The organism is Pontibacter sp. YIM B11418 (assembly GCF_059278805.1).
Genome location: NZ_JCAEMH010000005.1, coordinates 340,693 through 362,424, shown reverse-complemented (window position 1 = coordinate 362,424; position 21,732 = coordinate 340,693). Strand labels below are relative to the sequence as shown.

Annotated in this window: 21 protein-coding genes; 13 read left to right on the top strand and 8 right to left on the bottom strand. The window is 52.0% G+C overall.

Annotated elements, in window-relative coordinates:
* The first annotated feature begins 311 nt into the window (after positions 1-311).
* From AC4QZR_RS14445 to AC4QZR_RS14430, 4 genes are all read left to right on the top strand, one after another.
* The gene (locus AC4QZR_RS14445; RefSeq protein ID WP_253402950.1) at positions 312-1,424 is read left to right on the top strand and encodes a fatty acid desaturase family protein; all 1,113 of its coding nucleotides are present in this window, start codon (positions 312-314) and stop codon (positions 1,422-1,424) included.
* A 215-nt stretch (positions 1,425-1,639) separates the two neighbouring features.
* On the top strand, positions 1,640-2,758 hold the full coding sequence (locus tag AC4QZR_RS14440; RefSeq protein WP_494481549.1) for a fatty acid desaturase family protein: 1,119 nt from the start codon (positions 1,640-1,642) through the stop codon (positions 2,756-2,758).
* 55 nt (positions 2,759-2,813) lie between these two features.
* Positions 2,814-2,951, top strand: coding sequence for a hypothetical protein (locus AC4QZR_RS14435; RefSeq protein WP_494481548.1), 138 nt, complete (start codon positions 2,814-2,816; stop codon positions 2,949-2,951).
* Entirely contained in the window at positions 2,948-4,171 is a 1,224-nt protein-coding gene (locus AC4QZR_RS14430; protein WP_494481547.1) for a DEAD/DEAH box helicase, read from the top strand. The genes AC4QZR_RS14435 and AC4QZR_RS14430 overlap by 4 nt, the downstream gene beginning before the upstream one ends.
* Before the next feature lie 116 nt (positions 4,172-4,287).
* Here the strand turns inward: AC4QZR_RS14430 and AC4QZR_RS14425 are convergent, their stop codons facing one another.
* The gene (locus tag AC4QZR_RS14425) at positions 4,288-4,566 is read right to left on the bottom strand and encodes a YMGG-like glycine zipper-containing protein (protein WP_494481546.1); all 279 of its coding nucleotides are present in this window, start codon (positions 4,564-4,566) and stop codon (positions 4,288-4,290) included.
* A gap of 217 nt (positions 4,567-4,783) precedes the next feature.
* Here AC4QZR_RS14425 and AC4QZR_RS14420 point away from each other — a divergent pair, with 217 nt between their 5' ends.
* Both AC4QZR_RS14420 and AC4QZR_RS14415 read left to right on the top strand, forming a co-directional pair.
* A complete protein-coding gene (locus tag AC4QZR_RS14420) occupies positions 4,784-5,308 on the top strand; it encodes a GNAT family N-acetyltransferase (RefSeq protein WP_494481545.1) in 525 nt (174 codons plus the stop codon).
* A gap of 27 nt (positions 5,309-5,335) precedes the next feature.
* A complete protein-coding gene (locus AC4QZR_RS14415; RefSeq protein WP_494481544.1) occupies positions 5,336-5,839 on the top strand; it encodes a hypothetical protein in 504 nt (167 codons plus the stop codon).
* Here the strand turns inward: AC4QZR_RS14415 and AC4QZR_RS14410 are convergent.
* Positions 5,836-6,738: a DMT family transporter gene (locus tag AC4QZR_RS14410; RefSeq protein WP_494481543.1), complete on the bottom strand. Its 903-nt coding sequence runs from the start codon at positions 6,736-6,738 to the stop codon at positions 5,836-5,838. The genes AC4QZR_RS14415 and AC4QZR_RS14410 overlap by 4 nt on opposite strands.
* A 79-nt stretch (positions 6,739-6,817) precedes the next feature.
* Between AC4QZR_RS14410 and AC4QZR_RS14405 the strand changes: the two genes are divergently transcribed.
* From AC4QZR_RS14405 to AC4QZR_RS14380, 6 genes are all read left to right on the top strand, one after another.
* Positions 6,818-7,987 (top strand): AI-2E family transporter, encoded by a 1,170-nt coding sequence (locus AC4QZR_RS14405; RefSeq protein WP_494481542.1) that lies wholly within the window; start codon positions 6,818-6,820, stop codon positions 7,985-7,987.
* A gap of 84 nt (positions 7,988-8,071) precedes the next feature.
* Positions 8,072-9,340: a replication-associated recombination protein A gene (locus AC4QZR_RS14400; RefSeq protein ID WP_494481541.1), complete on the top strand. Its 1,269-nt coding sequence runs from the start codon at positions 8,072-8,074 to the stop codon at positions 9,338-9,340.
* A 33-nt stretch (positions 9,341-9,373) separates the two neighbouring features.
* Positions 9,374-9,577, top strand: coding sequence for a hypothetical protein (locus tag AC4QZR_RS14395; RefSeq protein ID WP_494481540.1), 204 nt, complete (start codon positions 9,374-9,376; stop codon positions 9,575-9,577).
* A 107-nt stretch (positions 9,578-9,684) separates the two neighbouring features.
* A complete protein-coding gene (locus AC4QZR_RS14390; RefSeq protein WP_494481539.1) occupies positions 9,685-9,876 on the top strand; it encodes a hypothetical protein in 192 nt (63 codons plus the stop codon).
* A 202-nt stretch (positions 9,877-10,078) separates the two neighbouring features.
* Positions 10,079-11,842, top strand: coding sequence for a signal peptide peptidase SppA (gene sppA, locus AC4QZR_RS14385; RefSeq protein WP_494481538.1), 1,764 nt, complete (start codon positions 10,079-10,081; stop codon positions 11,840-11,842).
* Between the two features lie 570 nt (positions 11,843-12,412).
* Positions 12,413-13,228 carry a purine-nucleoside phosphorylase gene (locus AC4QZR_RS14380; protein WP_494481537.1) on the top strand — a complete coding sequence of 272 codons (816 nt, stop codon included), beginning with the start codon at positions 12,413-12,415 and terminating at the stop codon, positions 13,226-13,228.
* Positions 13,229-13,325: 97 nt separating this feature from the next.
* Here AC4QZR_RS14380 and AC4QZR_RS14375 read toward each other — a convergent pair whose 3' ends face one another.
* The 6 genes from AC4QZR_RS14375 to trxA form a co-directional block, all read right to left on the bottom strand.
* The gene (locus AC4QZR_RS14375) at positions 13,326-14,141 is read right to left on the bottom strand and encodes a DUF4249 domain-containing protein (protein ID WP_494481536.1); all 816 of its coding nucleotides are present in this window, start codon (positions 14,139-14,141) and stop codon (positions 13,326-13,328) included.
* Positions 14,141-16,456, bottom strand: coding sequence for a TonB-dependent receptor (locus AC4QZR_RS14370; RefSeq protein ID WP_494481535.1), 2,316 nt, complete (start codon positions 16,454-16,456; stop codon positions 14,141-14,143). Before AC4QZR_RS14370 ends, AC4QZR_RS14375 begins: the two co-directional genes overlap by 1 nt.
* Positions 16,457-16,612: 156 nt before the next feature.
* Positions 16,613-18,484, bottom strand: a complete 1,872-nt coding sequence (locus AC4QZR_RS14365) for a M61 family metallopeptidase (RefSeq protein WP_494481534.1) — start codon at positions 18,482-18,484, stop codon at positions 16,613-16,615.
* A 23-nt stretch (positions 18,485-18,507) separates the two neighbouring features.
* Positions 18,508-18,969 (bottom strand): DoxX family protein, encoded by a 462-nt coding sequence (locus tag AC4QZR_RS14360; protein ID WP_494481533.1) that lies wholly within the window; start codon positions 18,967-18,969, stop codon positions 18,508-18,510.
* Positions 18,956-19,201, bottom strand: coding sequence for a hypothetical protein (locus tag AC4QZR_RS14355; protein WP_494481532.1), 246 nt, complete (start codon positions 19,199-19,201; stop codon positions 18,956-18,958). Before AC4QZR_RS14355 ends, AC4QZR_RS14360 begins: the two co-directional genes overlap by 14 nt.
* A gap of 178 nt (positions 19,202-19,379) precedes the next feature.
* Positions 19,380-19,688, bottom strand: coding sequence for a thioredoxin (gene trxA, locus AC4QZR_RS14350; RefSeq protein ID WP_188502000.1), 309 nt, complete (start codon positions 19,686-19,688; stop codon positions 19,380-19,382).
* A 241-nt stretch (positions 19,689-19,929) separates the two neighbouring features.
* On the opposite strand from trxA, the gene AC4QZR_RS14345 reads away from it, so the two are divergent.
* Positions 19,930-21,165 carry a lipase family protein gene (locus AC4QZR_RS14345; RefSeq protein WP_494481531.1) on the top strand — a complete coding sequence of 412 codons (1,236 nt, stop codon included), beginning with the start codon at positions 19,930-19,932 and terminating at the stop codon, positions 21,163-21,165.
* Positions 21,166-21,732: the final 567 nt, after the last annotated feature.

Here is a 21,732-nt window from a genome sequence, read left to right as displayed (position 1 = left end):
CTTTTTTTGTACTTGCTGCCTTAGCCTAGCGTTTTTTTTGGCTCTATATTTGAAGTGCAGGAGCTACTATTTATGTGATTTTGACTATATTGCGAACATTGTCAGGTGTGTAAAAACCTGTCGTATATCTCGTAATCAGGAATTGAACGCTGAAGCAAGTTGCAAAAGAGTCATGGGGTGACGCAATAGCTCTGAACTTAATTAAGCAGAATTCTCTTTTATATTGAAACTTAGTACATCCTCAGTTCACTCTTTGTGCCTTTTTGCCCCTACGTGTGAGTTCTGATTTTTCACACAACACCCTAAAAACTATGAAGCTGCAAAGCAAAGTCAAGTTTGTCAACAAGGACAAGAGCCTGTTCTTTCCGACACTCCGTAAGCGTGTAGACGCTTATTTCGCTGAGAATAATATCCCCAAAACTGCCAACACCGCCATGATTGTAAAGAGCGTGGTGCTGTTGCTTACATACTTTCTGCCTTTTGTGGCCCTGCTTGTTTTTACACCCGGTCTGGGCGTTAGCCTGCTGCTGTGGTTTCTGATGGGATTGGGCGTGGCAGGTATAGGGATGAGCGTGATGCACGACGCCAACCACGGCGCCTTTTCCAAGAGCAAGCGCGTCAACGACCTGATGGGCCATACCTTAAATTTAGTGGGTGGCTCCGCTTTCAACTGGAAACTGCAACACAACATCCTGCACCATACCTACACCAACGTGGTAGACCTGGACGAGGATATTCAGGACCGTCTGGTACTGCGTTTTAACCCCCACAGCAAGGTGAAGTTTTTCCACAAGCTGCAGTGGGTGTACGCATTTGTATTCTATGGCTTGCTCACGCTCTATTGGGTGGTGGCCAAGGACTTTGTGCAGTATGCGCTTTTCAAAAAGAACGGTGTTAATAACAACACGGCAGCTGAGAACAGGAACTGGTTCATGAAACTGGTTGCCATGAAAGCGTTGTACTTCTTTACCATGTTTGGGGTGCCGACCCTTTTCTTCGGAATTCCTTTTCTACAAGTATTACTGGGCTTTTTGCTGATGCACTTTGTGGCCGGCATTATCCTGACGGTCGTGTTTCAGTTGGCGCATACCGTGGAAGGAACCACGCACCCGAGGCCGGACGAGACCGGGGTGATCGAGAATGACTGGGCGATACACCAGATGAACACCACCGTTAACTTTTCGCGCCACAACAAAATTCTATCGTGGTACGTGGGAGGATTGAACTTTCAGGTGGAACATCACCTTTTTCCGCGTGTATGCCATGTGCATTACCCGGCCATCGCAGGTATTGTGAAAGAAACGGCCGAAGAATTTGGTGTTCCCTATCTCGAGAATGAGACTTTTGGGCAGGCCGTGCGCTCCCACATTGCCACGCTGCATCGCTTTGGCCGACTGCCAAATATGAACGAGGCCATCGGCTAACAAAATCAAATTATCCGCACCTGCTTATACTCCCACATTTCTACTCTATATTTGTAGCCGCTTTTGCATATCTGACTGGCAAAATTGATTTGGTCAGCGCTTGCATACAGCAGAAAATCACAAGTTAGAGCGGCAAAGACAAACACATAACCGACTGATTCGTAGGATATACCTCCTTCGGGTGAGTTTTGAATAAAGATTATCAAGTAGATTAAATGAAGCTTAAAGGCAAAGTAAAATTCGTTAACAAAGAAAAAAGTCTGTTTTTCCCGACGCTCCGCAAACGTGTGGACGCCTATTTTTCTGAAAACAACCTGCCCAAATCCGGCAGTTCCAGCCTGCTGGTAAAGAGCATTGTGCTCTTGCTGATGTACCTGGTACCGTTTGCGGCCCTGCTTGCCTTCACGCCAGGTATAGGCATCAGCCTGCTGCTGTGGTTTGTGATGGGCCTGGGCGTAGCCGGGGTGGCCATGAGTGTGATGCACGACGCCAACCACGGTGCCTTCTCCAAAAACAAGACAGTGAACTACCTGATGGCGCACTCGGTGAACCTGCTGGGGGCCTCCGCCTTCAACTGGAAACTGCAGCACAACATCCTGCACCATACCTACACCAACGTGGTGGACATGGACGAGGACATCGACGACATGGTCGTGCTACGTTTCTCCCCGCACACCGACGTGAAGTTGATCCACAGGCTGCAGTGGGCGTACGCTCTGTTTTTCTATGGACTACTTACCCTGTACTGGGTCATTCTGAAAGATTTTGTGCAGTTCTTCAAGTATATCAAGAGCGGGGTAAACGCAAATTCCAAATCAGAAAACACAGTGGCCTTTCTGAAGATCGTCGCATTTAAAGTGCTGTACTTCTTCTCTATTCTCGTAGCCCCTACTCTGATTTTTGGTATACCTTTCTGGGAAGTGCTGGCCGGCTTTGTGCTGATGCATTTTGTGGCAGGCATTATCCTGTCGACGGTATTTCAGCTGGCGCACACGGTGGAGGGCACCAGCCATCCGCTGCCAAGCGAGAGTGGCGTAATCGAGAATGACTGGGCTATCCATCAGTTGAGCACGACCGCCAATTTCGCGCGTAAGAGCAAGTGGCTGTCGTGGTACGTGGGCGGACTGAACTTCCAGATTGAGCACCATTTGTTCCCGCGCATCAGCCACGTGCACTACCCGGCCATTGCGGAAATCGTGAAGCAAACCGCAGCCGAGTTTAACCTTACCTACATTGAAAGCAAAACCTTCATGCAGGCCGTGCACTCACATTTGAGCACCCTGCACCGGTTCGGGCGATTGCGTCTGCCGAACCTGAACGAGGTGATGACTTAATGTATCTGACAAAAGACTATTTGACAAAGGACAAAAGACCTTTAGAATACAGCAAGTGAAGAACGGCGGGAATACACTCCCGCCGTTCTTTTTTGTTGCACACAGGTATAGCGCCTTGCCGGGCTACCCTATACCTTTGCACCAGCGTTGGCCGCACAACCTGGCTAACCACGTATACCTGACGCGACCATGACATTCAAAGACCTATCCCTGATTTCGCCCATCCTGCAGGCGCTGGAAGAGGCGGGCTATACCCTGCCCACGCCTATTCAGCTGCAGGCTATACCTGAAGTGCTGCAGGGCCGCGATCTGCTGGCTACGGCCCAGACGGGAACGGGCAAAACGGTGGCCTTTGCTATACCTATCCTGCAATTGCTACACGGGCAGGCTATACCTGTGTCGCGCATCATCCGGGCACTTGTGCTCACGCCTACGCGCGAGCTGGCCAGCCAGGTAGGCGATAGTTTTGCGGACTACGGCAGGTATACCGACCTGAAACAGTTGGTGGTATATGGCGGCGTGCCGTACAAAGTGCAGACCGAAGCGTTGCAGGCAGGTATAGACATTCTCGTGGCCACACCCGGCCGTTTGCTAGACCTGCTCGACCAGGGTTTTGTGGACCTGCAGCACGTGCAGCTGCTGGTGCTCGACGAGGCCGACCGCATGCTCGATATGGGCTTTCTGCAGGACATCCGTCGGGTGCTGCATACTATACCTGAAAAACGACAGACCCTGTTCTTTTCGGCTACCATGGCCCCCGAAGTAAGCAAGCTGGCTAAGAAGATATTGACAGAACCTGTGACGGTAGAAGTGACGCCTATCTCATCGACGGCAGTTACCATCCGGCAGGAACTGTATTATGTGAAGAAAGCGAATAAAATGCCTTTGCTGCTGCACCTGTTGCAGCATACAGGTATAGACCGCACGCTGGTATTTATGCGCACCAAAGAGGGAGCCGACAAACTGGCCAAAGAACTCAGCTCTGTAGGTATAGCCGCCGAGGCCATTCACGCCGACCGTGCCCAGCGTGACCGGGAGCGGGTGCTGGAGAGCTTCAAAAACAGCGAAACACGTGTGCTTGTCGCGACTGATGTGGCCGCCCGGGGAATTGATGTAGAGGAGCTATCGCACGTGATTAACTACGAACTGCCTTTTGAGCCGGAGACGTATGTGCATCGCATCGGCCGCACGGGCAGGGCAGGGACTGCAGGCGTTGCCATTACGTTTTGTGGCGCCAGCGAAACCCCATTGCTCATCGCCCTTCAAAACCTGACCGGCAAAGCTATACCTGTAGTAGACCAGCATCCTTTTCCGCTCACCGCGCAGGATTTTATGGATGCAGCCGCTGGTTCTAAAAACGACAAGCGCAAAGGCTCAGGCAGGGGAGGGAAAGGCAAGCGGGGGAAACGATAGCATTGGAGTACCTGGTGTAGCTTCAGCAAGTATCTGTCATATAGCCTAATTTTACCCAAATAAAACAGGCCGCCGGTTTCCCGACGGCCTGTTTTGTTATCAACGACAGGTATAGCCTATCGCTCGTCTTGTGGTTGCTGGTAATTCTCCCGCTCTCGCTGGCGTTCCCGCTTCTTCTTGTCTTTCTTGCGGCCGATGGCTCCACCACCGACTGCACCTGCCGCGCCACCAATCACCGCACCGGAGGTACCCCCCACGGCAGCACCTGTAGCTGCACCCGCTGCACCGCCTATCACGGCGCCCTTCTTTTTACTGCTCCAACCGTCTGTGCCAGCACAACCACCTAGTAGAAATACTGACATTATTGCAAAGGTTAATATTCTTATATTTTTCATAGTTCATTGGTTTTCAAGTGAATGTTATACGAATTGTGCGTATGTGTTGTTTTCGGTGCCTTTCGAAATAGTGCAATTTTAACCTGAAGTGCAGGCCTGATTTGGGAAGGGGTATGAAATAATTATTGGCCGGAAATAGAAATTTAAGCCCTCACGCAGCAAAAAAACAACCGCGCCGTAGTATATTGGCTTAAGCAATTTCTATTACAGACACTACATGACCGACATTGCCATATCCCCCTGCCTGCTTGCAGACCTGACCGATCTGCGGAACATAGCCATAGAGGCTTACAACGACCATTATACCTACCTTTGGCACGATGGCGGAGCCTGGTACCTCGACCGGTGCTTCTCGGAGGAGGCGCTGCGCCATGACCTGGCTAATCCTAACTCGTCTTATTTCATGATCCAGTACCAGGATGAGCCAGTGGGTTTTATGAAGTTCAATAAAGACAAGGCGTTGGAGGGCTATACAGATGCTGAGTGCCTCGAATTGGAGCGGCTATACCTGGTCGACCTCGCTTCAGGTATAGGCATCGGTAAATGGGCCGTGGATTTTACGGTGCAGTATGCCCTGGAAAGCGGCAAGCGAGTTGTCTGGCTCAGAGCCATGGACAGCAGCCGTTCCGTGGACTTTTATGAGCAGAATGGCTTTGTGCGGTGGGGAACCGACGAGCTCGACTTCGAGCAGATGAAGGAAATTTACCGGGGCATGGTGATCATGAAAAGAGACATTGCCTGATGCGCTGAAACGATTCTCTTTATACCTTTGAATCCGACAAAACTGCACCGCATGAAGCTCCGCCTCATATTTGCCCTTTACCTATGCACGCTCGTGGCCTGCAGCCAACAAGAGGAAGAACAGTATGAGCGGCTTGAACAGGAAAACGTAAGCTCAGACGTAAATACCTGGGTAAAGGCCGACCTGCAGTGCGAGGAAATCCAGAATGCCGATGATGACGATCCGCTGGCCGTGGTATACCTGAGTCAGATGGAGATGCAGTACGTGATCGATACGGTGTATACCTGCTCCGTCATCGCCCCGCAGATGTTCACTTCCTTTGGAGTACCACGTCAGGCGCTCTCGGCCTGCGGCGGCTGGTGGGCCGGACAAGGCAACTTTTACTATGCCCTGCACGAAGGCGACAGCATCTCGGTGATGCATGCCAGGCCTGTTCGAAGCGATTCCGTGGACTTTCAGTATACCTTGCTGCAGCGCGTACCAGTCTCGCACAGCACCACCGACCTACCCGAAGAAAACTACATGCCTTAGGCTGCTTCTTTAATGACGTTTTGCTTCGTTCGGCTTACCAGGTATACCCCTGCAAAAATCAGGAGCGCATAGATCGCCTTTTGCAGCGTGAACACATCTTTCCCTACCCCAATTGCAATCAGGATAGCCATCACGGGCTGCAGGTATATGTAAGCACCTACCAACGAGGGGTTGGCGTAACGTAGCGCCCAGGTGTTGAGCAGGTAGGCCACAATGGTGACCGCAAAGACCATGAACAGAATAGCCAGCCAGATAGAAACCGGAAACGCGCTGTAATCAGGTGCCATGAGCTGTTGCCAGCCGAACGGAATAACCAGCACGGCTCCCACCGTGAAGATGCGGCTCACAATGGTGATGGCCTTATACTTCTGCATCAGCGGCTTTACCAGCACCAGGTACAGGCCAAACGAAGTAGCGTTCAGGATGATGAGAAGGTCTCCCCACAGGTTACCGGTAGCTTGCTCCCCCCCGGAGGTATAGATAAGCAGAAAAGCACCCACACAAGCCAGAGCTATACCTGACACTTTCCGTTTGCCGATACGCTCCCGTAGCAGCAGGGCCGAAAAAACCAGTACCACCACCGGCACTATCACCATCAGGAGTGCCGCGTTGATCGGGGCAGTCAGGTTCAGGCCGGCAAAGAAGCAGAGTTGGTTGATGGCTACCCCGGTCACCCCGCACAGGATCACCCGGATATTGTCGGCACGTCCCACGATCTTCTCTTTTACCACCAGGCGGGCAAAAATGCCAAAGAAAAGCGCCGCCGACACCACCCGGATCAGGATCAATCCGAAAGGGCCTACGTACTCGGGCATCACCTCTTTAGCGATGCTGTAATTGCTGCCATAGATCAGTGCCACCAGAAAAAGCGAGGCGTGCACCTGTACCTGTTTATTCATGCCGCAAAATTACGTGCTTATTCGGTTTGTGCCGTATAAGGAGGCAATTAAAACCCATACGCTCAAGTTACACTACTGCATGAATCAAATACCTCTTACGGTGAGAAGAGCCATCGAAATAACAGGACTGTTTTTTCTGGGCTGGATTATAGTTTTGGGAAAGGGATTACTGGCGCCGCTGCTCATGGCATTCTTCATCAGCATCATGCTGTTGCCGGTCTACCGTTTTTTCAGGAACAGGAAAATGCCGGAGGCTCTCGCCATTGGTCTGAGCTTGTTGGCGATGATTGTAGTGCTGGGTGGCATTGTCTGGTTTTTCTCTTCCCAGATCAGCGTGCTGATACGTGATTTCCCGACCATCCAGAAAAACGTGATGAACCACCTGAACACGCTGAGCGTCTGGGTTGGGAGCAATACGCCTTTTTCGTCGCAGGAGCAGATTAATTTTGTCAAAGAGCAGAGCAACAACCTGTTGACCTACGCCGGTACCCTGTTGGGCGGTGTGGCTGGGGGCGTGACAGGCACGCTGATATTCCTGGGGCTATTACCCATCTACATTTTCCTGCTGCTCTTTTACCGTAACCTGCTGCTGCGCTTTGTGTTCCTGTGGTTCCCCCGCGATAACCACGAAAAAGTGGAGGAGACGCTGCGCGAGATGCAGGTGATCATCAAGAGCTACCTGTTTGGCCTTCTCATACAGGTAACCTACATGACCGTGCTGCTCGGCGGCCTGCTGATGATCATCGGTATTAAGCACGCGCTGCTTATCGGCATTATCTTCGCTTTTCTCAACCTTATACCCTACGTGGGGGCACTATTGGGCAACATCATCGGGGTGCTGCTCACGCTGGCCTCATCAGCCGAAATCTGGCCGATTTTTGTGGTGTTGGGTACCATTGCCGGTGTGCAGTTCCTGGATAACAACATCCTCATGCCCCGCATCGTGGGTTCCAAAGTCAAGATCAATGCGCTTGCCACCATCGTGGGTGTGGTTGTGGGCGGCGAGATAGCAGGTATAGCGGGTATGTTCCTGTCGCTCCCGATTATCGCGGTGCTGAAGGTGGTGTTCGACAGAACGGACCAGTTCAAGCAGTGGGGTGTGCTGTTTGGTGATGAGCGCCCTTCCCGCAGCCCCATGGAAGTGCCAGTGCTACGCTGGAATACGAAAGCCATCAGGCAAAAACTCGAGAAGGAAAACGAGATAGAGCCACCTCATGAAGGAGAAAAAGAGGAGGAGACAAAGAGGTAGGCTATACGCTAATTCAGTCCGGCAGCTTTGCCCTCAAATTCGTAACTTTGTTTAGAACGAATTCCGAAGAGAGAAAAAGAGCAGATGAATCACCCGAACGTACCTTTGGCCGAGCGCTTGCGGCCACACAACCTGGATCAGTATTACGGACAAAAGCACCTGGTAGGGCCGGATGGCATCCTGCGCCGTTACATCGAAGGCGGGGTTATACCTAGTATGATCTTATGGGGACCTCCGGGCGTGGGCAAAACCACCCTGGCTAACATCATCGCCAATCAGATGAAGGTACCTTTCGTGGCGCTGAGTGCCATTAATGCGGGTGTGAAGGACATCCGGGAAGTGATTGAACAGGCTAAAAAAAGGCAGGGAACCGTGCTCTTCATCGACGAGATTCACCGCTTCAACAAATCACAGCAGGACGCTTTGCTGGGCGCTGTGGAGAAAGGCACCGTGACTTTAGTGGGCGCTACGACCGAGAATCCTTCCTTTGAGGTGATCTCGGCCTTGCTGTCGCGCTGCCAGGTATACATTCTCAAACACCTCACCAAAGACGAACTCATCGAACTGGTGGACAAAGCGCTGGAACAGGACGAGTGGATGCGCCATCGCAAGGTGCGCATAGAAGAATACGAAGCGCTGCTGACCATTTCGGGAGGTGATGCCCGCAAGCTGCTCAACCTGCTCGAGATTGTGGCTGAAGGTATAAAAGCCGACGAAGTGGTGGTGACCAACGAACTGGTGAAGCAGGTGGCCCAGCAGAACATCGTGATGTACGACAAGTCGGGTGAGATGCACTATGATCTGGTTTCGGCTTTCATCAAGTCCATCCGCGGCTCCGACCCCAATGCGGCTGTCTACTGGCTGGCGCGCATGATCGAGGGCGGCGAAGATCCAAAATTCATTGCCCGTCGTTTGCTCATCGCCTCTTCCGAAGACATCGGACTGGCCAACTCCAACGCGCTGCTCATGGCAACTTCCTGCTTTCAGGCGGTGCAGATGATCGGCTATCCGGAGGCGGAAATTATTCTGTCGCAGTGCACCGTATACCTGGCCACTTCTCCGAAGAGCAATGCTAGCTACAAAGCCATCAAACAGGCCCGCCAACTGGTGCAACAGACCGGCAACCTGCCCGTGCCGCTGCACATCCGCAACGCCCCCACCAAGCTCATGAAAGAGATCGGCTATGGCAACAACTACAAGTACGCCCACGACTACGAAGGCAATTTCGTAGCCCAGGAATTCATGCCGCAGGAACTCACCAACACCGCCCTCTATCAGCCCGGCAACAACGCCCGCGAACGCGACCTGCTCAAGCAACTGCAGGCACAGTGGGCGAAGAAGTACCGGTATTAGAGTTTGGGAGTTGAGGAGTTTAAGATTCGACAAATGAACAGAACTGTTTTCGTGATTTTATTGGTGCTGCAAATTGTCTGCTTTCTGGTTTGGCGACATCTGGGGTATAGCTATGTAGGAGCGTATCTTTTCCTTTCGGGAATAGTGATGCTCTATTTCCGCCGTCGATACCTGGACATGAAACCCTATTGGGGCGGAGAATTTTCAGACGTTCCCAAGTACTTCACCGGAAAGTAGAAATCAAAGATCAGACAGGTATAGCAAAGGGATAACTACATCAGGATAAGGGGAACACCGGCTCTTCCTAGGATCCATGTCGGGAAGCATTTCTGCCATGGTCATACTTGTCCCCGTATACCTGCAACACCAGACCGGTACACGGGGATGTGGACATCCCCAACAGTTTGCTTCGGGACATGGATGTTCCCGAAGAGCCTTTTAAAAAGTCATTTGCAAATCGTGCCTATACCTGTAAGGACAGGTCGCGACCTGTCGGGCTATACCTATCCGATTTGCGCACCGGCGTACTTGTCTAAGTCGCTCAAGTTAATTGTTCGCCCAACAATTTAACCTTTCAACCATCAACCATTAGGTTAGTCTATGAAAAGGCCCGATTGGTCGAGATTGCTGTTTAATGGGGTTTGGTATTGAACTTTAAGCGCTATTTTTGTTTATTGTATGCAGGGACCAGTATTTCCTGATACATTTAAAAAAGAACCTTAACCCTAACTAGAACCTATGTTGAATTTCCTCCGATATGTACTGGCGACCATCCTTGGCCTGTTCATATTTTTCTTTCTGGGGCTCCTGATCATGGTCGGCGTCATTGCGGCATCAGCCTCCAAGGGCGATATCACGGTAGCCGAAAACTCCGTGCTGGAGCTTAAACTGGACAAAGCCATCGTGGAACGTGAGCAGGAGAACCCCTTCGGTGACCTCTCTTTTGGCTTTTTCTCTATGAGCAGTGGCGACGGATTAGATCAGATCAAAGCCTCTATTCGCCGTGCCAAAACAGATGATAATGTAAAAGGCATCTTCCTGAACATGCGCTTCGTGGATGCCGGTATGGGCAAACTGGAAGAGATCCGCGATGAACTGATCGACTTCAAGGAGTCAGGCAAATTCATAGTATCTTACGGCGATATGACCAACGAGAAAGCTTACTACCTGTCTTCTGTGGCCGACAAGATATACCTGAACCCACTGGGCACGCTGGAATTTAACGGCATCAGCTCTGAGGTGTTCTTCTTCAAAGGCACCCTCGAAAAACTCGATATCAAGCCTGAAATCTTTAAAGTTGGCGATTTCAAGAGTGCGGTAGAGCCTTTCTTCCTCGACAAGATGAGCGAAGCCAACCGGGAGCAGATGACTTCCTTCCTGAACTCGATCAACGACTACCAACTGCGCAAAATCGCAGAGGCTCGCGGCAAGACGTATGAGGAACTGAAAAAAGTATCGGATGAAGTGTTGGTTCGTGAAGCGGAAGACGCCAAAACGCATGGTCTGGCCACTGATATTGGCTACTACGACGAAGCTATCGATTACATGAAAGAGCAGGTCGGTGTAGAAGCTGACAAAAAGCTGCAGTTGGTTAGTCTGGCCAAGTACAAAAAAGTGAAAGACGCTGAAAAGAGTGGCTCCGCTAAAAATCGCATTGCTGTGATCTACGCGGAAGGCGACATTGTGGACGGCGAAGGCGATGACGACCAGATTGGCAGCACACGCTATGCAGAAGCGATCCGCAATGCCCGTATGGACAAAAACGTGAAGGCGGTGGTGCTGCGCATCAACTCACCGGGTGGCAGCGCGCTTGCGTCTGATGTGATGTGGCGTGAAATCCAGGAGACCCGTAAGGTGAAACCCGTGATTGCCTCCATGTCTGATATGGCTGCCTCTGGCGGTTACTACATGGCTATGGGTTGCGATACGATTGTGGCGCACCCAAACACCATCACAGGCAGTATCGGTGTGTTTGGCATCGTTCCGAACTTTGAAGGTTTCTTCAAAAACAAGCTGGGCATCACGGTGGACCGCGTAAGCACAGGCAACCACTCTGATCTGCCGACTGTTACCCGTGCCATGACGCCTTTCGAGAAAGAAATCGTGCAGCGCGAGATCAATAAGATCTACGAAGTATTTACCCAAAAAGCAGCTGACGGCCGTGGCATGTCGCAGGATGACCTGAAGAAAATTGCTTCGGGCCGTGTATGGTCAGGTATAGAAGCCAAGGAGCGTAACCTGGTAGACGTGTATGGTGGTCTGGACAAAGCCATCGAGATTGCCGCTGCCCGTGTAGGTATAGAAGATGACTACCGCATTAAAGAGTTGCCGCGCCGCAAGACTTTCTTCGAAGAGATGCTGGGTGAGGCTGGTTCGCAGGTAAAAGAACGTGCTGTGAAGGCTGAGCTAGGTCAGCTATACCCGATGTACAACATGTACAAGAAAGTGGAAAACATGCAAGGTATACAAACTCGTATGCCGTATGAACTGACGATCCATTAAAGATTATTGGCAGGTATAGCCTGCTGCTGATTTAATATTTGAGAGCCCGCTGGTGCAATCCAGCGGGCTTTTTGTTTCTGGTCCGGGTCATTTTTTGCAACTTGCAGGTATAACGGGGGAGGTTTACTTAATGGCGCGAGCGTCCACGCTCGTGTCTACTATCGTGGGGCCTCTGGCCTAGGTATGGCTGTCGCAGGTATAGCAAACTGTATTGTTTCATTGTTTCGCCTGTGCGGCGGGCACTCACTTTTTTCCTTGATGAAAAAAGTAAGCAAAAAAATCAAGACGCTTTTAAACTCGCTGACCGCTCAAACACAAAATCGTCATTGGTGCACCGGGCTAATGCATCTGTTACATAGCTTAAGGGGCAAGTTAGTCTTGCTATACCTTCCAGTGAGATGTAACGGGTGCAACAGGGCCTATACCTGAAGAATTGAAGTGACTAAGAACCAGGCACAACTAAAGCGGTAGAAAAGCTTTCTAATCACCACATGATGAAAATCATTTATTCTCTCAGAATAAATGCCCTATTTCGCGAACCTAAATACAGCATAAAAAACGATGAACGATATGATGCAGCAATTACGAGAGTCCGCTTCTTTTATTCAGGAAAAGACAGGCAATTTTCAACCTGAGTTCGGAATTATACTGGGCACAGGCCTGGGTGCTTTGATCAAAGAAATTGAGATAGAACACAGCCTTGACTACGCCGATATTCCGCACTTCCCGGTTTCGACGGTGGAGAGCCATACCGGTCGTTTGGCTTTTGGGACGCTGGCCGGGCGTCGTGTGATCGTGATGCAGGGACGCTTCCATTACTACGAGGGCTATACCATGAACCAGGTAGTGCATCCGGTGCGTGTCATGAAGTTGCTGGGCGTTAATAAGCTCTTCATTTCCAACGCTAGCGGTGGCCTGAATCCTGCTTTCAGTACCTCCGACCTAATGGTGATCACTGACCATATCAACCTACAACCGTCCAATCCGTTGATCGGTCCGAATTTAGACGAGCTGGGACCTCGTTTCCCGGATATGAGCGAAGTGTATGACGAGAAGATGGTGCGACAGGCCATGGTGATAGCGGAAGATGCCGGCTTCACGCTGCAGGAAGGCGTCTATGCCAGTGTGCCTGGCCCGATGCTGGAAACGTTAGCAGAGTATACCTATATTTCCCGAATCGGGGCTGATGCCGTGGGTATGTCGACGGTGCCGGAGGCCATTGCTGCCCGCCACATGGGCATGAAAATCTTCGGTATTTCCGTGATCACCGACATGGGTACGCCCGACCGTATCAAGAAGGTGAACCTGGCCGACATTCTGGAAGCCGCCGCTATCGCTGAACCACGCATGACCATGCTGATCAAAGAGTTGGTACGTCAGCAGTAATTCTGTAAACACTAGTGCGAAGGCACAAAAGTAACAAGCAGGGGTAGCCAATTTGGCTACCCCTGCTTGTTTTAAGAAACCTTATACAGTTTCTGTGCTACTTCTCGATCACCACCGTCTTGCGGTTGTAAGAGAGATTCGTGAAAATACCGATGCCGCCTTTCACCGAAGACAGAATGCGGGAAGGCTGCGCAAAAGGGTTGCCGTTCGCATTGCGGGCATCTGAAACGGATCCCAGGAAGTCGTAGTACTGCTGTTCGATGTGGAATAGCGAAACGACCAGCGTGTCGCCCTCCTCGTAGTCGTAGCCCGAGCCGTAAGACACGCGCTGCCCGTTGGTGAGCCGGTCGCTGGAAATAAAGTCGCGCTGGGAGGAGTTAGAGAGGCTGTCACGGTGCACCATGTAGCGATAAAAGTTCTCAGTATTCGGATCGTCCTGGTAAGAAGTGAGCAAATAGGCTTTGTTCTTTTCATTGAACTTCCACTCTACTGCCTCGATCGGAACCTGGCCCATGATCGTGGTAGTGCCTGTCAAGTGGCGCCCTTTACTGTCTTTTACCTCCAGTGTGACTACATCACCCGGTTGCAAGTTCAGTATCTCGCTATGGCGGTGGGTAAAGTACTTGCCGGTTTCTTTGTTCTGAACAGGACTGAAAGGCAGCTTGATCGTTCTGCCCTCATGCGTTATAAAAACCTCTGCATCGGGTACGAGCGGCAGTTCCGGGTCGTTGAAGTAGCTCACGCTCTCCAGTACCACAGCCCGCAGCGTTTTGCCGGGTTCCAGGTAACACTCCACCACCAACTGCGATTCGTGGGGCGGCAGTTTCACTTCCACTTCCTGCTCCAGGTCGCAGGAGGCAAGCAGCAAAAGCAGGGGCAACAGCAAGGTATAGATCGTGCGTCTGGTCTTCATCAGAACTTGAAGTTATAAGTAACAGAAGGTATAACCGGGAAGAGCGACACCTGCTTGGCCCGGAAACCAAGAGTTTCGTTGTCATCTTCGTCCTTCACCTGTTCAAAATACACAAAGTACGGGTTGCGACGGTTATAGGCGTTGTAGGCGCTGAAAGTCAGGTCGGCCTCGCCGCGTCTCGGCTTGAGCTTGAGTACCAGACCCAGGTCCAGGCGGTGGAAAGCGGCCAGCCGGAAGCTGTTGCGGTCGCTGTACACGGGCACAACGGTAGCGCCTTTGCCCTGCACATCCTGAAAGGCAAAGCGGGCCACTGGCAGCGAATAGGCGTTGCCGGTACCGTACACAAAAGCGCCGGTCAGGTGGATGCGCTTGCTCAACTCGTGCAGCACGACCACACTCACATCGTGGCGACGATCGTAGCGGGTCGGGAAGCGGCGGCCTGCGTTTATCTCGTCGAACTGGCGGTAACTCCATGACAAGGTATAGCCCAACCAGCCCGTTGTGCGTCCCTTTATTTTTTCGAGGTATACCTCATTGCCGTAGCTCTCGCCTTTACCGAACAGAAACTCCTCTTCCAGGTTGTCATTCACAAACAGGTTAGCCCCGTCGCGGAAGTCGATCTGGCGGTGCATCCACTTGTAGTACAATTCGTTGGTGACCATGTAGCGGCCCCCACCAAAAAGATGGCTTATACCTGCGGCCACCTGCTGCGAGCGCTGCGGCTTCACGTAGTCGTTGGAAGGATACCAGATATCGGTCGGCAGCGAGGCGCCGGAGTTGGCCACCAGGTGAATGTACTGCATCATGCTGGCATAGCTGGCTTTTAGAGACGTTCTTTCGCTCAGGCTATACCTGGCAGAGGCTCGCGGCTCCAGAGCGCCATAGGTTTTGCCACCGCTGTGGAAAGCAGAGAGCCGCAGGCCGTAGTTGAGCGAGAGCTGGCTGCTGACCTGGAAATCGTCTGCCAGGTACGCTGCAGCTTCCGTGGCCTCGTAATCGTTGCCTGCACTGAAACTTTGCCGGTCGTCGTCAGAGTCGAAGTTGAGGCGGCCGATGGTAAAGTTGTGCTTGGTGGCCATGGCACCGAATTGCAAGGTATGGCCCTTGTCCAGGATCAGGCTGAAGTCTGTTTTCAGGGCTAGGTCGCGGATGTCGGAGGTCAGGTTGAAGCTGAACACGTCGATCTTGTTGCTGACGTTGTACTGGTAGCTGCTGCCCGAAAGCGTTGTGTTCACCTGAAAGCGCGGGCTAAACTTGTGCTGCCAGCGCAGGGCGCCCACCTTATTCCCCCAATCAAAGCCAAACTCAAAATCTGCGTCGTTAAAGCCGAAGAAGTCGCGCCCGTAATAGCCGCTTACAAACAGTTCGTCTTTCTCGCCCAGCTTGTAATTTGCCTTGCCATTGAGATCGTAGAAGTAATAGTCAGGTATAGGATTGAAGTCTTTTTTACCTTCCTGCAGGCGGTTGATCTGGCGCGTGAACACGTCCACATACGTGCGCCGGCCGGAGAGGATGAAGGAGGACTTGTCTTTCACGATTGGCCCATCCACAGTCAGGCGGGAGGCAATCAGGCCGATGCCGCCGGTTACGCCGATGCGCTCTTTGTTGCCTTCACGCATCTTCACATCCAACACCGAAGAGAGCCTGCCGCCAAACTGTGCCGGAAAGCCCCCTTTGTAGAGGTCCACGCTTTCGACGGCATCCGGGTTGAACACCGAGAAGAAACCGAACAAATGAGAGGCATTGTACACGACGGCATCATCCAGCAGCACCAGGTTCTGGTCCGGCCCGCCGCCGCGCACGTACAGGCCCGAAGCGCCTTCGCCACCGGATTGTACCCCGGGCTTGAGCTGAAGCGTCTTGATCAGGTCGACCTCTCCAAAAAGGGACGGCAGCAGTTTGGCCTCCCGCGTGGTCAGCGTCTCGACGCTCATCTGGCTGGCCGTAAGTTTCTGCTGCAGGGAATTGGCCTCGATCACGACTTCGCGCAACTGACTGTTGGAAGGCAGCAAGGCAAAGTTGATGGTCAGGTTCCGGTCAGTAACCTCGATGGTGCGGGAGATCGGTTCGTAGCCGATGTAAGTGGCCTGCAAGGTATGGCTGCCCTCGGGCAGCTGCAGGGTAAAGAAACCGCGGGCATCCGTGGCAGCGCCTATGCGCAACTCCGGAACTGCTACGGTAGCCCCAATCAGCGCGTCTTCGTTGCCAGCACCCCGCACATAACCACTGATGGTATAGGTGCTTTGAGCAAACACATCGGTGGCAACGAGACTGAGTAGGCAGAAAAGGTATACAGCAAAAGCTGGTAAGCGCATCTAACTAAATTTAAAACTGGGGGCTTTGAAAATCAGGTACAAAGGTACATAAATTACCTGACCTGCCCCGGTAAAACGATCATTGTCAGATCATTTAAGGCGATTTTACTTTAATAAACAGCCGGATAGTTGAAATGTTCCGTTTAGGTATAGCGATTAAGGCAGGGTTTCGTTCAGCCAGGCCGCGCGCAGGCGAAGCTGCCGTTCCGTTGGCGACTCTACAGGCTCAAGCAGGTGCAGTACCTCGCGTTTAACAGCAGTTACCTTGCCCGTAAGCTTTTTGGGCTTTACAACGCCCTTGGCGTCTTTGCGGCCTACCGTGATCTCTATTTTGCTGCCCGGCTTGGCTTGTTGCAGCTCTTCGCCTATGATGTCGCGGATGTTCATCGGTGTGACTTCCTTGCCATTGAAAGCCAGTAACTGGTCTCCCTCCTTAAAGCCCATCTGCTTCCCGAACTCGTCCATGTCATCTGCTTCGGCCACCGTAATCTTATCGGCTTCGCGATCATAACCCGGCACAAAGCCCCCGTAGGAATTGACCAACTGCACTGCCACCGGCTCGTACTTTACTCCAACTTTTTCAAACAACTCCTTTAAAGGCAGTGGCTCGCTACCCTCCACGTAGCGGGAAAAAAAGGTCCGTATCTCAGGGTAGGTGAGTTCGGCTATTTTATCGAAGAGCTCGTCGTCTTTAAAGGGTTTGCCTTTGCCGTAGGTTTTGGCCAGGTCCTGCATCAGGTTCACCAGCCCGTATTTGCCATCCGATAGATCGCGCAGCTGTATGTCCAGCGCCATCCCGATCAGTGCACCCTTCTGGTACACGTTGCCATACTGATTTTCGTACTCATCCAGCACCTTGGCACTCATCTCCGTGAAAGGCAGGGTGTCGTTAAAGGCCATGGAGCTGAAAATGTACTCCCGGATCTTCAGCATGAACTCATCCACCGAAATCAGCTTTTCGTGTACCTGCACATGCGAGGCAAAATATTCCGTCACGCCCTCATAAAGCCACAGATGCTTCGACATGCGGGGGTTGATGAAGTCAAAGTCGTGGATCTCTTCAGACTGAATGGAGAGCGGCGTTACGATATGAAAGAACTCGTGGGCGGCAACATCGCGCATGGTGCTATTGAAACGCTCTTCGGGCATTTCAGGCAGATAGTAGACCGAGGAATTGGAATGTTCGAGCGCCCCATAAGAGCCTGATTTGCCCGGCCGCTCCGGTACGTAGATCAGGAAGGCATACTTGTCGACAGGCAGTGTGCCGCCGAGGTAACTGCGCTGCGCCTCCAGAATGTCGCGGATGTTGTCGGCAATGGGCTTAGAGGTTACGCTACCGGTAGGGGAGTAGACGGACACGAGTACTTTGGTTTCGCCTAGATGAAGCACCGTTGTATCAGGTTTGTTGTACATGAGCGGAGAATCGGCCAGCTCCACGTAATTGGGTACGTTATAGGTATCGGTGGTAGCCGTGCTGGAAGTGGCCTGCAGTGCCGTGGAGCCATAAAAACCAGCCGGTTTGGTAACGGTTAGCTCGTAAGGCACCTGTTTGAGTCCGTCGAAATAACCGACGAAACCGAATGGGTTGAGCAGGAAATTCTGGCCTTCCTCGATGTTGGTGCCGCCCGGTTCAAATACCACATCCTGCCGGCGAGCGGCATCAAACGTGTCGTCTACCCAGTATGTAATTTTATCCAGGTTCTGGGCCTCTGAGATGCGCCAGCGGTTGGTGTCGATGCGTTCTACAGGTAGCGGTTTGCCCTGCTTGTCCAGCGCCTGAAACTCTGACACGAACTTGCCGAAGTCGGAAACCGAGTAAGTGCCGGGTACGATCTTGGGCATGTTGTAAATGGCTTCGCTCTGCTTGATGGCCGGTGGGCGCAGGCTGACCGGCACCTTGTCGCCTTTGACTTGCGTGAGGTCGATGGCGACGGTATAGCGAGGTTCTGAACTCGACTGTGTGGCAACGGAAGAGCAGCCAAAATGCAGGCTGAGCAGCAGGAGCAGGATCGTTTTGGTTAATTTCATGTAATGCGGACGTGAGTTAACAACTAGTTAACGGGCACGGGCTGCTTTTGGATTTGTGCTTGCCTTCTCTCTAAGAAAGAATCGACAGATAGGGGACCGGCACCGTTGAACAGGTAAAAGAAACCTGCGAAAATAAGCTCGGCAGCCGGATAGTATTGCGGGAATGATTGGCCGATGTGCACGATGAGGATGGCGGCCGTGAAATTGATGATGAGCATCAGACCGGCTATCCGAACGCCCCAACCCAGCAGGAGCATCAGGCCGATCAGAAACTGGGTATAGACAGAGAGGTGGGCGGCCAGCAGGGGAAGGGGCACCTCATGCGCCTGCAGAAAGTCCCGGAACTCGAGCATCCGCTCCCAGCTAAATACATTGTCCTGCACGCCATAGATCAAGAAAACGCCCATGGCAAAACGCAAAAACACCACGCCATAGACCCTATGGCGCTTAAAGAACGTAAATGAGCTGATGTTAGGCTGCCTCATCGCAACGCAAGTCCTGCGTGCTATTCATATCAGAGATCAGGTATAAGCGCTGCTCTCCTGGTTTTTCGTCGGTGTCGCAGTCCTTTTTCTGTTGGGGTTCCAGTGTGTTTTCCTGGCAGAGCTGCACCCCGGTGAGTATCTGCACAAGGTCCGAAACAGCAGGTCGGAAGTCGGCGAAGCTAAGGGCGCCGGAGATAAGGGAAGCGAAGAAAACAGCAATGGCATTTTTCATTTTTTCTTTCTTTGGCGTTGTCTTTCCTATAGATGCATTTCAAGGCCAAAAGGCTGCTTCAGTGCTCAAATTTTTTTTGAGTTTGCCTAAGGTGCGTCGGCTATACCTTGTAAACAAAAGGCTCTCCTGATCTAAGAGAGCCTCTGCGTTTTAAGTATACCAGGTATGCTATACCTGATCAGCTGGTGTGCTGCTGTATGATCTGGCTAAGCTGATGACCCGGCACGGCACCGGCCTGTTTCCAGACTACCTGCCCGTTTTTGAATAGCATGAAAGTAGGCACCCCCTGCACGCGGTACTGCTGGGCGGCTGCCTGGTTCTTGTCCACGTTTATTTTGATGACCTTCAGCTTGCCCGAAAAATCTTTGGCTAGCTGCTCTACCACAGGGTTCATTGTTTTGCAGGGGCCGCACCAGTCGGCGTAAAAGTCCACAAGTACCGGCATACCCGGGCTCTTTATCAGTTCAGCGAATGATTTTTTTGCCATAGTTCTCTTGTTTAATCTGTATTTACGAAGTGCAAAGCTAAAAGATAAACTGTTCAGACCGATCAGACCTTTTCCTATACCTTGCTAGTGTACCATCGCTACAGTTCGATTTGCCCTGCCACGCATGACAAGTTTGTTCACTAAGCCCTCGCGTGAGGCGCTGCTATACCTTGGTTTGTCAAACGGGAACTATAGACAGCGCGGGTTGCTTATTAGTAGGTAAAAGTCTTTCCCGAAGCACATGATGAACCTGAAATATACACTGAGACAATGGATCAGCTCCCTGGCGATTGCCGTCCTTATCTTACCAGTCACTTTACAACTCAGTTCCTGCAGCAAAAGCGATGCGGCTATACCTGAGGATGTAGCGGAACGCGATCTGCTTATATCATCTGAGAAGGTGGGCACCCTGTCTGCTGCCGCGCTCAAACAGCTGGCCGGCGCCTATGCGGGTAGCTTCCAGAGTCAGATCAAGTACGATGTGGCGATCTACAAGGTGAATTACCGCACCACCTTCCAGGGACGAGAAACGGAAGCTTCCGGGCTGGTCGCGCTGCCAATGAACCTTACTGCGCCGGCTCCGGTACTGAGCGTGCAGCACGGAACCATCTTCCGGCACGATGAAGCGCCATCTGCCATGAGTGGCGGTCTGACGGGCTTTGAGATATTCGCCTCCGGTGGGTATATCACGCTTATACCTGACTACCTGGGTTTCGGAGCCTCCAGGCAGCTTCTGCACCCTTACTACCACCAGCAATCGTCCGGTATAGCTGTAGTCGATATGATCAAGGCAGCCAAGTCGCTGTACGCACAGGAAGGTATAGCCGACAATGGCCAGCTGTTTTTGGCGGGCTATTCGGAAGGTGGCTACGTAACACTGGCTGCGCAAAAGGAGATTGAGACCAATCCGCAACATGGCCTGAAGATCACCGCCTCCGGCGCAGGAGCCGGCGGCTACGACCTGACCGAAATGCTGGCCGATGTGGTGGCGGGCAAGCCTTATACCTATCCGGCCTATCTGGCCTATGTGCTGATGAGTTACAACAAGACCTACGAGTGGAACCGCCCGCTCAGTGATTTTTACCAGGACCCCTACGCCACCCGGTTGGCAACCATGTTCAATGGGCAGCACAGCGGTGGCGCCATCAACAAACAGCTGACCACCCAGACAGAGCAATTATTTACTACCTCCTTTCTGGAAGGGCTCCGTAGCGATGGCGAGCAGGCACTCAAAAAGGCTTTGCAGGATAATAGCTTCAACAGCTGGGTGCCGCAAAGTCCGACGCGCCTGTACCATGGCACTGCCGATGTGATCGTACCTTATGCTAATTCTCAGCAAACGTACGAGCGCATGAAGGCTGCTGGCGCCCCGAACCTGGAGCTTATACCAATTCAAAATGGTAATCACAGCAGTAGTCTTATCCCAATGCTCGTTGATTTGATCCCCTGGATGCAGTCGTTTGAGGCGAATCCGTAAAGGTGTATGGCATGTGAGAACGCTGCTATAGCGGGTATAGCTACGGCTGGTCTATGGCGCGAGCGTCCACGCCCGTGTCTACTATGGTGAGGCCTCTGGCCCAGGTATAGCGTACTTTGCTTAGTAGCGACTGTTTGTTGCAGGTATAGCAATTTAAGTTGTTTCATTGCTTGCCCTGGCCGGGCGGGCCTTACTTTTTTCCTTGATGAAAAAAGTAAGCAAAAAAATCAAGACCCTCCAAACTCGCTGAACGCTCAAACAGTGGAGCGTCGAAAAGTGCACCTGGCTCAGGTGATTTGCTTTGTAGCTTACGGGGCAAGTTACTTTTGCTATACCTGCCAGCGGTGCGCTACAGTACCGAAACCTATAGTACTTAATCCTATGAATTGGCAGCTGCCAAAAGTCCCCCTTCGAAGGGGGCAGGGGGATGACGGCATTTTTAAGATATAGAACTACTGTTACTACACTGCTTCTATATTACACCGGCTATGGCGGAAAATTCCCCTCTCGGGAGGGGGAGGGGTGGGTATAATCATGTCAATCCCTAAATCCTGAAAATCCTTGGGG

Bases quoted from the DNA above. Each gene is read 5' to 3' on its own strand.
- AC4QZR_RS14395 (WP_494481540.1), top strand. From the start codon at position 9,374: ATGAACAGAACTGTTTTCGTGATTTTATTGGTGCTGCAAATTGTCTGC.
- AC4QZR_RS14355 (WP_494481532.1), bottom strand. From the start codon at position 19,201: ATGAAAAATGCCATTGCTGTTTTCTTCGCTTCCCTTATCTCCGGCGCC.
- AC4QZR_RS14380 (WP_494481537.1), top strand. From the start codon at position 12,413: ATGATGCAGCAATTACGAGAGTCCGCTTCTTTTATTCAGGAAAAGACA.
- AC4QZR_RS14420 (WP_494481545.1), top strand. From the start codon at position 4,784: ATGACCGACATTGCCATATCCCCCTGCCTGCTTGCAGACCTGACCGAT.
- AC4QZR_RS14405 (WP_494481542.1), top strand. From the start codon at position 6,818: ATGAATCAAATACCTCTTACGGTGAGAAGAGCCATCGAAATAACAGGA.
- AC4QZR_RS14425 (WP_494481546.1), bottom strand. From the start codon at position 4,566: ATGAAAAATATAAGAATATTAACCTTTGCAATAATGTCAGTATTTCTA.
- sppA (WP_494481538.1), top strand. From the start codon at position 10,079: ATGTTGAATTTCCTCCGATATGTACTGGCGACCATCCTTGGCCTGTTC.
- AC4QZR_RS14365 (WP_494481534.1), bottom strand. From the start codon at position 18,484: ATGAAATTAACCAAAACGATCCTGCTCCTGCTGCTCAGCCTGCATTTT.
- AC4QZR_RS14375 (WP_494481536.1), bottom strand. From the start codon at position 14,141: ATGAAGACCAGACGCACGATCTATACCTTGCTGTTGCCCCTGCTTTTG.
- AC4QZR_RS14345 (WP_494481531.1), top strand. From the start codon at position 19,930: ATGATGAACCTGAAATATACACTGAGACAATGGATCAGCTCCCTGGCG.
- AC4QZR_RS14400 (WP_494481541.1), top strand. From the start codon at position 8,072: ATGAATCACCCGAACGTACCTTTGGCCGAGCGCTTGCGGCCACACAAC.
- AC4QZR_RS14430 (WP_494481547.1), top strand. From the start codon at position 2,948: ATGACATTCAAAGACCTATCCCTGATTTCGCCCATCCTGCAGGCGCTG.
- AC4QZR_RS14445 (WP_253402950.1), top strand. From the start codon at position 312: ATGAAGCTGCAAAGCAAAGTCAAGTTTGTCAACAAGGACAAGAGCCTG.
- AC4QZR_RS14410 (WP_494481543.1), bottom strand. From the start codon at position 6,738: ATGAATAAACAGGTACAGGTGCACGCCTCGCTTTTTCTGGTGGCACTG.
- trxA (WP_188502000.1), bottom strand. From the start codon at position 19,688: ATGGCAAAAAAATCATTCGCTGAACTGATAAAGAGCCCGGGTATGCCG.
- AC4QZR_RS14370 (WP_494481535.1), bottom strand. From the start codon at position 16,456: ATGCGCTTACCAGCTTTTGCTGTATACCTTTTCTGCCTACTCAGTCTC.
- AC4QZR_RS14360 (WP_494481533.1), bottom strand. From the start codon at position 18,969: ATGAGGCAGCCTAACATCAGCTCATTTACGTTCTTTAAGCGCCATAGG.
- AC4QZR_RS14440 (WP_494481549.1), top strand. From the start codon at position 1,640: ATGAAGCTTAAAGGCAAAGTAAAATTCGTTAACAAAGAAAAAAGTCTG.